At 36.7% G+C, this 14,526-nt stretch carries 13 protein-coding genes and 3 tRNA genes; 8 read left to right on the top strand and 8 right to left on the bottom strand.

All coding sequences use genetic code 11. The features are described 5' to 3' along the window. Nucleotides 1–37: 37 nt before the first annotated feature. Both ACYZ0U_RS06525 and ACYZ0U_RS06520 read right to left on the bottom strand, forming a co-directional pair. A tRNA-Leu gene (locus tag ACYZ0U_RS06525) sits at nt 38–121 on the bottom strand. Nucleotides 122–203: 82 nt separating this feature from the next. Then, nucleotides 204–287, bottom strand: a tRNA-Leu gene (locus ACYZ0U_RS06520). Between the two features lie 153 nt (nt 288–440). Between ACYZ0U_RS06520 and ACYZ0U_RS06515 the strand changes: the two genes are divergently transcribed. Together ACYZ0U_RS06515 and ACYZ0U_RS06510 are read left to right on the top strand one after the other, a co-directional pair. Continuing rightward, nucleotides 441–1,451 (top strand): YCF48-related protein, encoded by a 1,011-nt coding sequence (locus ACYZ0U_RS06515; RefSeq protein WP_461451060.1) that lies wholly within the window; start codon nt 441–443, stop codon nt 1,449–1,451. Nucleotides 1,452–1,564: 113 nt separating this feature from the next. Further along, a tRNA-Lys gene (locus ACYZ0U_RS06510) sits at nt 1,565–1,637 on the top strand. 116 nt (nt 1,638–1,753) lie between these two features. On the opposite strand, the gene ACYZ0U_RS06505 is transcribed toward ACYZ0U_RS06510, so the two are convergent. Further along, nucleotides 1,754–2,017 (bottom strand): GNAT family N-acetyltransferase, encoded by a 264-nt coding sequence (locus ACYZ0U_RS06505; RefSeq protein ID WP_461451057.1) that lies wholly within the window; start codon nt 2,015–2,017, stop codon nt 1,754–1,756. Nucleotides 2,018–2,280: 263 nt separating this feature from the next. After that, nucleotides 2,281–3,339 (bottom strand): class I fructose-bisphosphate aldolase, encoded by a 1,059-nt coding sequence (locus tag ACYZ0U_RS06500; protein ID WP_461451055.1) that lies wholly within the window; start codon nt 3,337–3,339, stop codon nt 2,281–2,283. Nucleotides 3,340–3,491: 152 nt separating this feature from the next. Between ACYZ0U_RS06500 and ACYZ0U_RS06495 the strand changes: the two genes are divergently transcribed. Next, the gene (locus tag ACYZ0U_RS06495; protein ID WP_461451052.1) at nt 3,492–4,328 is read left to right on the top strand and encodes a sulfite exporter TauE/SafE family protein; all 837 of its coding nucleotides are present in this window, start codon (nt 3,492–3,494) and stop codon (nt 4,326–4,328) included. Nucleotides 4,329–4,332: 4 nt separating this feature from the next. Continuing rightward, a complete protein-coding gene (locus ACYZ0U_RS06490; RefSeq protein WP_461451050.1) occupies nt 4,333–4,722 on the top strand; it encodes a DUF1634 domain-containing protein in 390 nt (129 codons plus the stop codon). Between the two features lie 3 nt (nt 4,723–4,725). On the opposite strand, the gene ACYZ0U_RS06485 is transcribed toward ACYZ0U_RS06490, so the two are convergent. Continuing rightward, on the bottom strand, nt 4,726–7,155 hold the full coding sequence (locus ACYZ0U_RS06485; RefSeq protein ID WP_461451048.1) for an outer membrane beta-barrel protein: 2,430 nt from the start codon (nt 7,153–7,155) through the stop codon (nt 4,726–4,728). Nucleotides 7,156–7,330: 175 nt separating this feature from the next. Between ACYZ0U_RS06485 and ACYZ0U_RS06480 the strand changes: the two genes are divergently transcribed. Beyond that, nucleotides 7,331–8,614, top strand: coding sequence for a serine aminopeptidase domain-containing protein (locus ACYZ0U_RS06480; RefSeq protein WP_461451046.1), 1,284 nt, complete (start codon nt 7,331–7,333; stop codon nt 8,612–8,614). A gap of 4 nt (nt 8,615–8,618) precedes the next feature. On the opposite strand, the gene ACYZ0U_RS06475 is transcribed toward ACYZ0U_RS06480, so the two are convergent. After that, nucleotides 8,619–9,203, bottom strand: coding sequence for a pentapeptide repeat-containing protein (locus ACYZ0U_RS06475; RefSeq protein WP_461451044.1), 585 nt, complete (start codon nt 9,201–9,203; stop codon nt 8,619–8,621). Nucleotides 9,204–9,234: 31 nt separating this feature from the next. Beyond that, nucleotides 9,235–9,711: a DinB family protein gene (locus ACYZ0U_RS06470; RefSeq protein WP_461451042.1), complete on the bottom strand. Its 477-nt coding sequence runs from the start codon at nt 9,709–9,711 to the stop codon at nt 9,235–9,237. Nucleotides 9,712–9,885: 174 nt separating this feature from the next. On the opposite strand from ACYZ0U_RS06470, the gene ACYZ0U_RS06465 reads away from it, so the two are divergent. Continuing rightward, nucleotides 9,886–11,640 (top strand): DUF885 domain-containing protein, encoded by a 1,755-nt coding sequence (locus tag ACYZ0U_RS06465; protein WP_461451040.1) that lies wholly within the window; start codon nt 9,886–9,888, stop codon nt 11,638–11,640. Between the two features lie 66 nt (nt 11,641–11,706). Here the strand turns inward: ACYZ0U_RS06465 and ACYZ0U_RS06460 are convergent, their stop codons facing one another. Continuing rightward, nucleotides 11,707–12,012 carry a hypothetical protein gene (locus ACYZ0U_RS06460; protein WP_461451038.1) on the bottom strand — a complete coding sequence of 102 codons (306 nt, stop codon included), beginning with the start codon at nt 12,010–12,012 and terminating at the stop codon, nt 11,707–11,709. A gap of 149 nt (nt 12,013–12,161) precedes the next feature. Between ACYZ0U_RS06460 and ligA the strand changes: the two genes are divergently transcribed. Further along, nucleotides 12,162–14,177 (top strand): NAD-dependent DNA ligase LigA, encoded by a 2,016-nt coding sequence (ligA, locus tag ACYZ0U_RS06455; RefSeq protein WP_461451036.1) that lies wholly within the window; start codon nt 12,162–12,164, stop codon nt 14,175–14,177. A 99-nt stretch (nt 14,178–14,276) separates the two neighbouring features. Then, entirely contained in the window at nt 14,277–14,504 is a 228-nt protein-coding gene (locus ACYZ0U_RS06450; RefSeq protein ID WP_461451034.1) for a hypothetical protein, read from the top strand. Nucleotides 14,505–14,526 lie beyond the last annotated feature (22 nt).

Raw genomic sequence — 14,526 nt, 5'->3', positions numbered from 1 at the left:
CTGAAGTTATTGAATTTTTATTTATTTGAGGGTAATGTGCCCGGAACGAGATTCGAACTCGTACATCCTTACGAATGCCACCCCCTCAAGATGGTGCGTCTACCAATTTCGCCACCCGGGCCTAATACATTGAAAGTCTTTAGTTTAAGTTCAGAATTAAATTATTTTGAGCTTTACTAAAGACTTTCTATTTTTAACAAATGTGCCCGAAGAGAGACTCGAACTCTCAAGAGACAATTCTCAACGGCTTCTGAGACCGCAACGTTTACCAATTTCGCCATCCGGGCATTCATGTATAAATTTAGCCCTTCCGAACTTAACTTATACAGGTTGCAAATATACTTTTTTCGGTTAAAAAGCGGCTTCAAAAATATAATTATTACTGATGATTTGTAAATTGATAGATGAAGGCTTAATTTGGCAGGAATTATAAACCAGTTATGCCAGTTAAACAAATTAAATTAGCAATACTATTACTATTGCTTTTCAGTTTATCTACCCTAAAAGCGCAACATATTACCTTGTTGCAACAAGGCAAACAAACAAGTATAAGAGGCCTTAGCGTTGTAGATGACAAAACAGCCTGGATAAGCGGTAGTAAAGGATATGTAGCTGTTACGTTAAACGGCGGGCAAACCTGGGCCTGGCAGCAAGTAAAAGGTTATGAAACTTCAGACTTTAGAAGTATAGAGGCTTTCTCAGATAAAGAAGCAATTATTATGAGTTCCGGCACGCCAGCCGCTATACTAAAAACTACAGATGGCGGTATAAACTGGCAACTTAAATATAAAAATACTGACTCTGCTTATTTTTTAGACGCAATGGTGTTCGCAAATTCTAAGCTTGGCTATATTTTAGGCGACCCTATAAAAAACAGATTTTTGTTGCTGGAAACCAAAGATGCTGGTGAATCATGGAATAATTACAAAAACAATCCTGTTGCCTTAACAGGAGAAGCAGCCTTTGCGGCAAGCAGCACATGCCTGCGTGTTATAAATGACAATATGGTTATTGCTACCGGAGGTTCAGCTGCTGAAGTTGATATACCTAATCAATATGGAGGTTGGATACATCATCAGGTTCCGGTATATAAGGGACAGGCAAGTGAAGGTGCATTTTCAATTGCCATAAACGGTCAAAATATGGTAGTTGTAGGCGGTGATTACCAACATGATAAAAAGATTGATTCCACAGCATGTTACTCTAATGATGGCGGACAGATATGGCACTTAGCTAACATAATGCCGGCCGGCTATCAATCATGTGTAGAGTATATAAATTATAATACATTATTGGCTACAGGCACACCCGGTTCAAATTTAAGTATCGATGGTGGCTTAACCTGGACAAAGTTTGATACTACAAGTTTTAACGTTTGTCGTAAAGCAAAACACGGCAAATTAATTTTATTGGCAGGCAATGGCGGTAAAATTGCCATTTATAAGCCATAGAAAGTTGACAATGAAGCGCTTATTATTTACTTGTAAATAAATTTAAATAACGCTTGCATGCAATGGCTAATAGTCCTATATTTGCACCACTTTAATCGGAAGCGATAAAAGTAGATTCCGTAGCTCAGCCGGTAGAGCATAACACTTTTAATGTTGGGGTCCTGGGTTCGAGTCCCAGCGGGATCACGGAGACTCCGAAAGTCGAAATTTAAATAAAAAAGGCGCATAGAAATGCGCCTTTTTTATTTATTAAAAAAATTGAATAAAAATAATCAGATTATTAAACTAATATCTCAATAAGTTTACTGTTTATCTATTAAACGTTTCCACTCTGGCTTTTTCTTCAAATAGGCTTGGATATAAGCGCAATAAGGGCGCATCTTGAAATTGTTTTCTTCAAGATATTTAAAAGTCTTTTCCACAAGAGCACTTGCAATGCCCCGGCCCTGTAATGCTTCGGGCACTTCAGTATGTATCAAAGAATAAGTATTGTCAACCTTCCTGTAGTCAATAAAGGCATGCTGACCTTCAACTATCATGTAAAAGCTGTGATTTGCTTTTATCATCTACCAAATTCAATTTATCATACATATTACTAATAATGTATTAACAAGTGGTGTAGGAAGCGTTAATGGCTACTATATTATAATAGTTCTATTTTGTTCTCTTACATGGATTCGAACCACGATCTTCTGAACCAGAATCAGACATGTTACCCTTGCACCATAAGAGAAATTATATACGCCTTTAAAACGTCTGCATCAAATATCTTAATTCAACCCAATTAAAAAAAATTAAAGCCGAAAAAAGTGATTAAAATGATAATTGATCAAGCAATATCAATGGATGAATCTAAATAAACATCTTGAACCAGGTTTATAAGGTCTACCCCATCTTTAAACGGACGTTGAAATGATTTACGCCCCATAATTATTCCTGAACCGCCTGCACGTTTATTTATAACTGCTTGTCTTACTGCAATAGCAATATCATCTGCACCATGTGATTCTCCGCCTGAATTGATCAGCCCTGCCCTGCCCATGTAGCAATTTGCAACCTGGTAACGGCACATGTCAATCGGGTTATCCGAAGTAAGCTGACTGTACATTAAAGGATCAGTTTTGCCAAATTTTATCGCGGTGAAACCACCATTTACATCGGGCAGTTTTTGTTTGATAATATCTGCTTGTATAGTTACTCCTAAATGGTTAGCCTGGCCGGTTAAATCAGTAGCAGTTTCATAATTAACACCGTCTTTAGTAAACGCATTATTACGGGTATAGCACCATAAAATAGTTGCCATACCTAATTCATGCGCGCGTTCAAATGCTTTAGAAACTTCAATAATTTGATTATCCGAATCTTCAGAACCGAAATAAATGGTTGCCCCTACTGCAGCCGCGCCAAGGTTCCAGGCATCGTCAACAGAACCAAACATAATCTGTTTATACTTTGTGGGATAAGTTAGCAGCTCATTATGATTAATTTTAACAATAAACGGAATTTTGTGCGCGTATTTGCGAGCCACGATAGCCAGGTTTCCAAACGTAGTTGCTACTGCATTACAACCTGCTTCAATGGCTAACTTTAAAATATTCTCCGGATCAAAATACAATGGATTTTTAGCAAAAGATGCGCCTGCGGTATGTTCGATCCCCTGGTCAACCGGTAAAATGGACATATAGCCAGTACCTGCCAGCCGACCATGATTGTGTATAGCAGCCAAATTGCGCAACACCTGCGGGTTACGGTTACTATTTATAAATATATCATCAATAAAAGCTGGAGAGGGAATATGCAACAAATCTTTTGAGAATGTTGTGCATTTGTGTTGCAGCAAGCTATCGGCATCTGAGCCTAAAAGTTCTTGTATTTTGTTGTTAGCCATAAAATATATTTAAAGGTTGATTTATAAACACTAACATAAGTTTATTGTTGTTGGGTTTATGTTTAATTATTGTAAAATATAGTTTAGCAATTGGGATGATTTCCGCTATAAATTTATGCTTACTTTTGCGCTATAATTTCTTATTCTGACATATGCCGGTACTTGAATTTGCCCTTATTACACTCATTGGTTCGTGCATTGCCGGTTTATTAGGCTCATTAACGGGCTTGGGCGGTGGCTTTGTAATTATCCCATTGCTTACAGTTTTTCTACATGTAGATATTCACTACGCTATTGGCGCTTCACTGGTTTCAGTTATTGCCACGTCATCCGGCTCGGCAGCGGCTTATGTTAAGGAGGGAATAACCAATATGCGGCTCGGCATGTTTTTAGAAGTGGCCACCACACTTGGTGCCGTTACAGGCGCTATGATAGCGGTGTACATCCCCACTCATTTTTTAGCTATTATATTGGGTATTATTCTAATTATTTCAGCCTTATTAACCCTCAGAAAAAAAGCTGAAATAATCGTAAAACAAAAAAACATTTGGGCCGACCGATTAAAGCTTAATGGAAATTATCCGGGTGAAGATGGAATAGTTCAATACAGTGTAAGCCATATTGGCGGTGGCTTCATCATGATGCTTTTTGCAGGATTATTGTCAGGCCTGTTAGGTATCGGCTCTGGAGCACTCAAGGTTCTGGCCATGGATAACATAATGCGTATCCCTTTTAAGGTATCAACTACAACCAGCAATTTTATGATAGGCGTTACAGCGGCAGCAAGTGCTGTGGTATACCTGCAGCGAGGTTATATCGAACCATCCATATCCATGCCAGTGGTTATTGGCGTATTAGTGGGTGCGTTAGTTGGTTCAAAAATACTGGTTAAAACAAAATCATCGGGTTGGTTGCGCTGGGTATTTGTGGTAGTGGTAATGGGGCTGGCATCACAATTAATTTATAATGGTATAATTGGTAAAATATAACAATATGGCAGGTAAAGCAGTTTTTAAGGATACTGATATGCAGGTAATTATTGGCTGGGTATTGCGTATTGGTGTAATTGTATCAATAAGTGTGGTATTTTTTGGTGGTTTTATATACTTATACCGGCATGGCGAGTCTGTCCCTAATTACACTAAATTTACCGGTGTGCCTGATTTTGTGCAGCTCAATGGGATTATACCAGGCATTCTAAATTTCAGAGGGAGATCAATCATACAAGCAGGTATTATTTTGCTGATCGCTACACCAATTGTCAGGATCGTATTCTCTGCTATAAGCTTCATTTTAGAGAAAGACTATTTATATATAGGAATCAGCTTATTAGTATTACTGATCATTATATTAAGCTCAATCAGCGGCCATGCGGCGGGGTAGGTTTTAATTTTCATTATTACTGCCGCCTAAGCGTTTTTGCTCGTCACTGTCACCACTGTTATGTTTGACTGAAGTCTTAACACTTTGTTTACCAAATTTATAAGTAAAAGTAGCAGTTACAAACCTGCTTCCTGTTTTTTCAAATCCGGTAAGGTTTAAGTTGGTGTATTGCGAAGTGTACCTGTAGTCTTCAGAATTAAAAATATCGCTTACGGCCAATTTTATGCTTCCGTTACCATTTAATATAACCTTACTTACGCCTGCCCTGCTTTGAAACGCAGAAGAATAATGATTTATTCCATAATAAGTTGGTGACTCCCAATCTGTATATAATTCAGCTTTTACTGTTGGGGATAATGTAAAACTCTGCAATATTCGCATTTCAAAATCAGTTGTCGATATATTCCCGACATTATGATCAAAATAGTCGAACTGTTGATATGATGCTAATAAATAAATATCAGCATTCCACCATTTGGTAATATTAACCGGCATCGTAAATTCCGCATTATATTCGTAACGCGTCGCAATATTGGCCATGGTTGTCAGGAATACCTTTGTAGTATCATTCTGCTCATAAATTCGGGCGAAAAAATTATTTACAATAGCAACACTTAAGTCTAATTTATATTTATCCTTAAACATATCAGTAACCTGAAAAGTGGTGTAATACTCAGGTTTTAATAAAGTATTGCCGGTACTGTAGGAATATTGATCAATATAAGAAACAAATGGATTCAAGTCCTGGTAATTAGGCCTTACTATCCGTCGGTTATAATCAAATATCAAGATATTATCTTTATTAGCAGGCTGTGTGATTTCTAAATTTGGAAATAAGTCAAAATAACTGCGTAATATTGTTTTATTAGGATTGAGTGATTCGGCATATGAATTTGTTTGCTCGCCGCGAAAACTTACCGAAACATTGGTTTTATTATATTTATCAGAATAACCCAAATAGGCTGCATTGATGCGTTCGTTATAAATAAAATGATCCGTTAGAGAAGGTACAGGAGTAAAAGTTAAAGTTGCGTCAGAACGTTGGCCAAATTCAATATTATTGTTGCTGTTTACCTGGTTATTTTTCATCCCGACACTTAAGCTTCCCGTTGCTGATAATGCCTGAGTAAAGTCAATTTTTTCTGATCTGACATTAATTTGAGACGGTGAATTATCCATATAAAATAAAGGATCGCGATATGTGGAGCCATCAACATTCAAAAAATCATTATCCAGCAGTTCCGAAGAATATCTTCGGTAAGTTGAGTAGTCAAAATCAGTTCCTAAAGTAGTTTTATCATTTTTTCCAAAACTGCCCCTATAATTAAAGTTATAATTTAAGTTAGCTATTGACCTGTTAATGTGCGATTTGGTAATGATGTTGGAGTCCAATACACTATTATTGAGAATGTTTGTTATATTTCCTTTATCAATTCCCAACAGGTTATCATAACCAAATACTAAACCGCCAATTGTTTGTTTAGGTGTGATATTGTAATCTATGCCACCGTTAAAGCCATTATTTTTTAAAAAAGAAGTGCTTTTGTAATTTTCATTTAACTTGCTTGTGTCAATGGTCCTGTCAATATCAAGCACCCGGGGAGTTTTGCTATAAGCGAAATTATAACTACCAAAAAAATTAAAATCTTTTGTTCGATAGTTTAAATTTATCCCGGTATTAAATTTATAATCCTGGCCGCCTGCTGCGCTTTCCGTAATATTGGCTTTAAAGCCGTAATCTTTACTTTTTTTAAGAATGATATTAATCACTCCGCCACCGGCAGCATCATACCTTGCAGGTGGGTTGGTGATGATTTCTATCTGGCTTATCATACTGCTTTGATAGCTCTTTAATAAATCGGCCAATTGTTCATCATTTAACTGCCCAATTGATTTACCATTTATTGCAATCAATGCTTTTTGGCCACCCCTTATGTAGATGCCATTTTGTATAATCCGTACACCTGGAGCAGTAGCTAAAATATCAAATACAGAGTTCCCTGCAGCGAGCACACTTCTGTCAACATTTAATACGGTTTTATTTGGCTGTACCTCAATATAGTTTCTTTTACCTGTAACGCTTACTTCATTTAAAGTATTGATTTCGGGCACCAGGGTAATATCTTTTATAGTGATGTTACTATTAACTAAATATGGGTTGCTGTAAAATTTTCGGTATCCGATTTTTTTAGCGGAAAAAATATAGCTCCCTCTTTTTATGCCACTAAATCCAAAATTGCCCAACTTATCACAGGCTATGGATTTTATTATTGTTGAATCGGATGAGTTGAATATCGTTACGGTAGCACCTTCAGCCAATAATGAACTGCTCAATAAAACTTTGCCTTTTATAAAATATCCGTTTTGCGCGGATGAAAAGGTATATAAAATTACAATGACTCCGGTTAAAAGGAATCTGGTTAAAAGCTTCATTAATTAAGGTCAGTAGAACTGTTATATATTTGTGTTAAGGTAAGTAAAGTTAAATGCTAAGTTAACAATAAAAATTTAACACTAAAATTTTCAATATAACAATATTGCAGCTTATGTATATAATTTATACCTAAATTAGGAGCTTTATTTACCCCTGCTATTGTGAAGATTTAACATGAGGAAATTTACTTTTTTAATATTAATATTGTTTTGCGCAGTAACTATTTTTGCACAACCCGAGCCGCTTAATTATGGCGTTGCTGTTAATAAATTTAAGAATTTTTACAATGCTGATAAGCCGGATAGTGTATTTGATATGTTTAGCGGTAATTTAAAAATCGCCCTGCCTTTAAATCAATTTAAAACTACAACAACCCAGTTAAAGGCCCAGTTAGGCACTTTAAATAAAACTGAATTTGTAAAATATAATGAACCGCTTGGCATATACAGAGCTACTTTTCAGAACGCTGTTTTTTTGCTAAATATCGCATTAGATAAAACAAACAAGCTTACAGGTTTAAGATTAACACCCGAGGAATCCAAAACATCAGCCGCTCTCCCGGCTGACCCATCAGTAACAGAAACGCCAATTACTTTAAAAACATTAGCTACTACAATTTCGGGCACTTTAGCTATTCCTAATAATACATCGGGAAAAATACCTGTAGTAATAATTATACCAGGGGCAGGGCCGGTAGACCGTGATGGCAACAGCGCCAACGGCTTAAATACAAATATGTATAAAATGCTTGCCTACAGTTTAGGCAAAAATGGTATCGCCTCTGTGCGTTACGATAAGCGAATGTTAGGCCAAATTGCCGGCTCGCAAAAAGAGAAAGATTTGAGGTTTGAAGATAACGTTGACGATGTAGTAAGTTTAATAGATATGTTGGGCAGTGACGAGCGCTTTTCAAAAATTATATTAGTTGGGCATAGTGATGGATCATTGGTTGGCATGTTGGCAGCGCATGACGAACCTATAAAAGGCTTTATTTCATTAGAAGGTTATGGGGTACCGGGCGAGAAGGTGTTAACTGAAGAATTTAAAGATAAGCCAGGTTTTCTGTCTGAAGGCATAAAGAATGTATTGGATAGCTTAAAAAGAGGAAAGATAAATTATAACGTTGATCCTCAATTATATGCTACTGCAAGGCCGAGCATTCAAAGTTATATCATGTCGTGGTGCAGGTATGATCCTACAAATGAATTGCATAAGCTAAAAATACCGATACTTATTGTGCAAGGCTCAAATGATTTAAAAGTAAGCATTGACAATGGTCAAAAATTAAAAAATGCTAAAGGCAGCGCTGATTACATGCTAATTAGAGGAATGAATTATGTGTTGAAAGACGCGCCAATTGACAAGGAACAAAACCTGGCCACATATAAAAATCCGGAGCTGCCGCTCAGTGCAGAAATGGTAATTACAGTTGTTGATTTTATTCAGAAACTTAAGTAAATAATTAAACTATTTTTATTTGATAAGAGCTTAATAAGCCAGCCAAGCCCTGAGAACTAAAAACCGCATTTTTTACAATATTTAGCTCCGGCTCGATATTGTAATTATAAGCGGTTACAAAATTAACAGCGCTTAGGTTGGTGCGGTTAAATACTGTATCCATTAGGTTTGAGCCATCAAACGATGATCCTGCTAAATTAGCCTGGCTAAAGGTCACTTCTTTTAGTGAAGATTTAATAAAGGGTGTTTTAAGCATTTTTCGCCCCATAAATGACGAGTAATCCAAAATACAGCCATCAAACTTTACACTAAACAAAAAGCTTGAAGCATTAGTAAAATTAATACCCAACATTTTACAGTTTGTAAAAGTCACATCATTAAGTGTAGACCCATCTAATGTGATCATGGATAAGTTACAATCTTCAAATACACAATTTAAAAACTTATTGTGTGATAAATCGGTATTTGAAAGGTCGCATTTTTTAAAATTACAGCTTTGAAATTCACGGCCTTTAATTCCCTTTTCGGTATAAACTATTTCTTCAAAAGTTTTACTGTCATGTATTAAAGCTGTATTTAAATTATCCATCGCATTTTTAGCAAAGATAATTTAAACCATCCTATTTTTTCCAGGCACCTAATAATCTTCTAATAACAATAATTTCTGCGGTATGATAAGCGGTATGATCGGCCATTTGTAGTGCTTCCTGTAAAAGTGTTTGCCCGTTTCCACCAGATATTGGTTCATATAAATCCCCTTTTTCAATCACTGAGATAAATTCATCCCTGTCATTATTAATTTGATTGATCGCATCTTTCCAATCACTTTCATTTTTAGGAGCATTTTCCTTAGGCCAGTATTCATCCGGCCATTTTGGTGATTTGTGCGAAGGATCAATACAAAAGTTCAACATATCCCATTGCGCTATGCGTATATGTTCTACCAATTGCCAAATGCTATATGGCAAGCCATGAGGCTTCTCCCCAAGAAGATTGACCGGAAGATTAGCTAAAGCATCTTTTAAACTAGCATGTGCACCTCCGCCCGTTAACAATTTAGATAGCTCGTTTACTAATTTTTTATTCTGATTATTCATTATTGAAGTTTTATTGATAACAATTGTAACAATTTTTAGTTGCCGATAATTAAAAATTAACCTATTGCCTCTTTTACAAATACAGTTGTTATATTTAATTAAGTGATTTTATTTAGCCGATATATTTCGGCTAAATGTTTTAAGTTTACCTCTTCTGAAAATTTGATTGATCCGATGGTGAATAAACTGATTTTTCCCCTGTTGTTTGCAGCCATCTTTTTTACAGGCTGTAAAAAAGATGGCTCTGTAGGCCCGCAAACTACTAAAGACGATGCCGCATTTACGGTATATGAAACCTCATTCCTGAATGCTTTATGGAAACAAGACCCTAACTGGGCAACCTCTGTAGGCTATCATAAATATGATAGCTTATTGGTAGTTCCAAGTAATAAAAGTCGTGATAAAATGATGGATTTTGACAAAGTCCAGCTTGACTCTTTGGCGCATTATTCGGTTGAACAGTTATCGCAGGCAAACAGGATAGATTATTACCTGATGCAAAATCAATTGCAGTATTCGCAATGGCAAATTCTTACCTTAAAACAATTCGAATGGGACCCAAGTGAATATAATGTCATCGGCTCTTTTGCTACTATTTTGAATGAACATTACGCCCCGCTTGAAAAACGGTTGCGTAACTTCTACCAAAAAATGTCTTTCATTCCCGAATATTATAAAGAAGCCGAAAAGCAAATTAAAAACCCGGTGGTTGAACTTACAAATCTCGCTGCTGACCAGCTAGACGGGGGTGTAGGTGTTTTCGAAAAGGATTTTGCCGATTCATTAACCAAAACCAAAATCCCCGATGCAGAAAAAAAATTGATGCTCGACAGGGCAACAGCCTCAGCAAGTGCAATAAAAGGTTTTGCTTCATGGCTAAAAACCATGAAGAACGATCACCCCCGAAGCTTTAGGTTAGGCAAAGAGCTTTATGATGATAAGCTTAAGTATGAGTTGCAGTCGCAATATACTTCGCAGCAAATATTTAATGCCGCAATGGAACGTAAAAAATATGTGCACCGTGAAATGGCCAAACTAAGTAAACAACTATGGCCAAAATATTTTGGAACCAAAGCAATGCCAAAGGATAGTTTAGATTTGATTGGTGAGCTGTTGGATACCATTTCGGCACAGCACACTACTGTGGCTAACTTTCAATCAGCAATTGAAAATACGATACCTAAGTTAACAAACTTTGTTAGAACCAAGGACCTGGTTACACTTGATGCATCCAAACCATTAATTATACGCAAAGAACCGCCTTATATGGCAGGTGTTGCAGGCGCATCAATGAGTTCGCCAGGCCCTTATGATAAAGATGGCAACTCTTATTATAATGTAGGTAGTTTAGCCGGGTACAGCCCTGAAAAAGCCGAAAGCTATCTGCGGGAATACAATAACTACACTTTACAAATTTTAAGCATACACGAAGCTATACCAGGCCATTATGTGCAATTGATTTATGCTAATCAATCGCCAAGTTTAATAAAATCCGTTTTAGCTAACAATGCCATGATTGAAGGCTGGGCGGTATACGGTGAACAAATGATGATGGATGCAGGCTACGACAGCAGCGAGCCTGAAATGAGGTTAATGTGGTACAAATGGCATTTGCGTTCGGTATGCAACACTATTTTAGATTACAGCGTTCATGCAGGTGGTATGACCGAGCCTGACGCGATCAAATTACTTACACACGAAGCGTTCCAGCAAAAGGCTGAAGCAGAAAATAAATGGAAACGTGTAACAGTAAGCAGCGTGCAATTGGATTGTTATTTTACCGGTTATAAAGAAATCATGGATCTGCGCGAAACCTGGAAAAAAGATCAGGGTGATAAGTATGATCTTAAAGCTTTTAATGAGAAATTTTTAAGCTATGGAAGCGCTCCTGTTAAATACATTAAAGAGGCTATGCTTAAGAAACAATAATTCATTAAATTTTTATAAATAAGAAAGGCGATATGTTAAGTATCGCCTTTCTTATTTATAAAGTAATTATGCCCAGTGTCCACGAATCCAAACATAACCTCTCGGACGGTTAGCCCAGTGGCCGGCTACCCAAACTGCATGCGGGCGCGGAGGCAGAGCCCAATAGCCTGCATGATAAACATAGTGTCCGCCTTCATTGGTCCATTCTTCAGCAACCCAAACATGGCGCGGAGACGGAGCAGGTGGGTGTACTACAACAACCCCAACAGGGCGCGGAGGCCTAACTCTTACAATAATTTGCGCATTACTTTTTAATGCAGTAAATGCTGATACTGCAACAAATAACATTAAAATTTTACCTAACTTTTTCATAACAGATAATTGTTGTTTAATAATAATGAGATACTTAAATTTTAAAATGGTTTAACAACAACTAGTTTAACAGAATAATGTTTTTGGTGAAAGCTTGATTTTCACGGTAATAAATCACAGCTCATTATCTAATTTATTATATTCGCTGCATGTCACCCGAAGAAGCAAAAAAAAGGATACAGGCCATTTCAGCAGAGCTAAAACAGCATAATTATAACTACTATGTTCTGGCAATGCCTACTGTTTCTGATTATGATTTTGACAAGAAACTCGAAGAGTTAATTTCACTCGAAAAACAATTTCCTGAATTTGCAGAGCCTGATTCCCCCTCAAAAAAAGTTGGCGGTTTTATAACCAAGGAGTTTAATACTGTAAGGCATAAATGGCCAATGCTGTCATTAGGAAATACCTATAATGAGCAAGAACTGCTTGATTTTGATCAGCGTATACGCAAAGCCATAGGCGATAATTTTGAATATGTTTGTGAGCTTAAGTTTGATGGCTTATCCATGAGCCTAACATATGAATCCGGCCAATTAGTACGTGCTGTAACACGTGGAGACGGCGTTCAGGGCGATGAAGTAACTACCAACGTCCGTACAATCCATAGTATCCCTAAACGCCTTGTAAGCGGCGATTATCCGGAACATTTTGAAATTCGTGGCGAAATATTTATGCATCTTAAAGCATTTGAGCGTTTAAATAATGAGCGGATTGAAAATGGCGAGGTTCCTTACGCCAATCCAAGAAACTTTGCATCGGGAACTATAAAATTACAGGATTCAGGCGAAGTAGCTAAACGCCCGCTGGATAGTTTTATGTATTTTTTATATACGGATAAGCCGCTTTTTAAAACTCATTGGGAAAGCTTGCAAGCAGTAAAAAGTTGGGGGTTCCCGGTAAATGAGCACAGTAAATTATGCGGTAATATTAACGAAGTGCTTAAATTTATTAATACCTGGGATGAAAAAAGGCATACACTTAGCTATGATACTGATGGTATTGTAATTAAGGTGAATAATTATTCGCAGCAACAGGAACTAGGGTTTACAGCAAAATCACCGCGTTGGGCAATAGCTTACAAATTTAAGGCACAACAAGTTGAAACAGAATTATTAAGCGTAAGCTACCAGGTAGGCCGTACAGGTGCTGTTACGCCGGTGGCTAATTTAAAGCCTGTATTATTAGCAGGCACAACCGTTAAACGCGCCACACTACATAACGCCGATGAAATTGAGGAGCGCCTAAAATTACACGAGCATGATTGGGTTTATGTAGAAAAAGGCGGCGAGATCATTCCAAAGATCATCAGCGTAAATCTAGCTAAAAGAACATCAGATAAGGCTATAAAATATATTAGCCATTGCCCGGTATGTAATACTTTACTTGAACGTAAAGAAGGTGAAGCCGCATGGTATTGCCCTAACGATGAAGGTTGCCAACCACAGATTGTTGGAAAAATGCAGCATTTTATTGACAGAAAGGCAATGAACATTGACGGCTTAGGCGACGAAACGATAGAAACATTATACAGCCGTAATTTCATACATCATATTAGTGATATTTATGAGCTGCATAAGCATAGTGCTGAACTGAAGCAAATGGGCCGCTTTGGCGAAAAATCGATCAATAACATGCTTGATGGTATTGAAAAATCAAAGCTAATGCCCTTTGACAAAGTTTTGTTTGGTTTAGGGATACGTTATGTGGGAGCAACAGTGGCAAAAAAATTAGTTAACCATTTTAAAACTATTGACAATTTGATGGCAGCAACTTATGATGAACTAATCTCTGCCGAGGAAATTGGAGATCGTATTGCCCTAAGCTTGCGTGAGTATTTTGATAATGAAAAACATGTGGAAGAAATTAAAAAATTAATTTCGCAGGGACTTAAATTCTTTATTGAAGAAAAAGAAGTTATATTGCAAAGCGAAAACCTGACCGGAAAAACTTTTCTTATTTCGGGAGTATTTGAAAATTACTCCAGGGATGAGTTAAAAGAGTTGATAGAGCAAAATGGTGGTAAAATATTAAGCAGTATATCTGCCAAACTAAGCTATTTGGTGGCTGGTGATAATATGGGACCTGCCAAACTTGAAAAGGCTCAAAAGTTAAATATTCCGATAATTAGTGATGTTGAGTTATTAAAATTGCTGAAAGATTAATTTTTTGTAATTTTAGTTGTAACTTTTTTAACACAAATTAAACCTTATCACAAAATAAACGTTAAATAGAAAAGACGTTTATTATAAAATTATCTACAAATGATTCAAATTTGCGAAATTCAACCAGATTTTTTCTGTGAGCCTTGTAAAGACTGTGGAGCAAGGCCTGTACTCAAACAAGAAAAGGGACTATTTTCTGTCATATGTCCTACAAATCCTAAACACTATAGCACTAAACCTGGTTTGGTTGATATTAATGATTGGAATATAAAAAATAAAAAACATTCAGGATTTGTAGATGCTTCGCCAATAAAAAAAGCATCATAAAGTAATCTACTTTTTTTAAAGT

Origin of the sequence: Mucilaginibacter sp., assembly GCF_965225845.1 — a bacterium.
Classification (GTDB): domain Bacteria; phylum Bacteroidota; class Bacteroidia; order Sphingobacteriales; family Sphingobacteriaceae; genus Mucilaginibacter.
The sequence above is the reverse complement of the archived record's forward strand: the minus strand, read 5'-3'. Positions and strand labels throughout refer to the sequence as shown.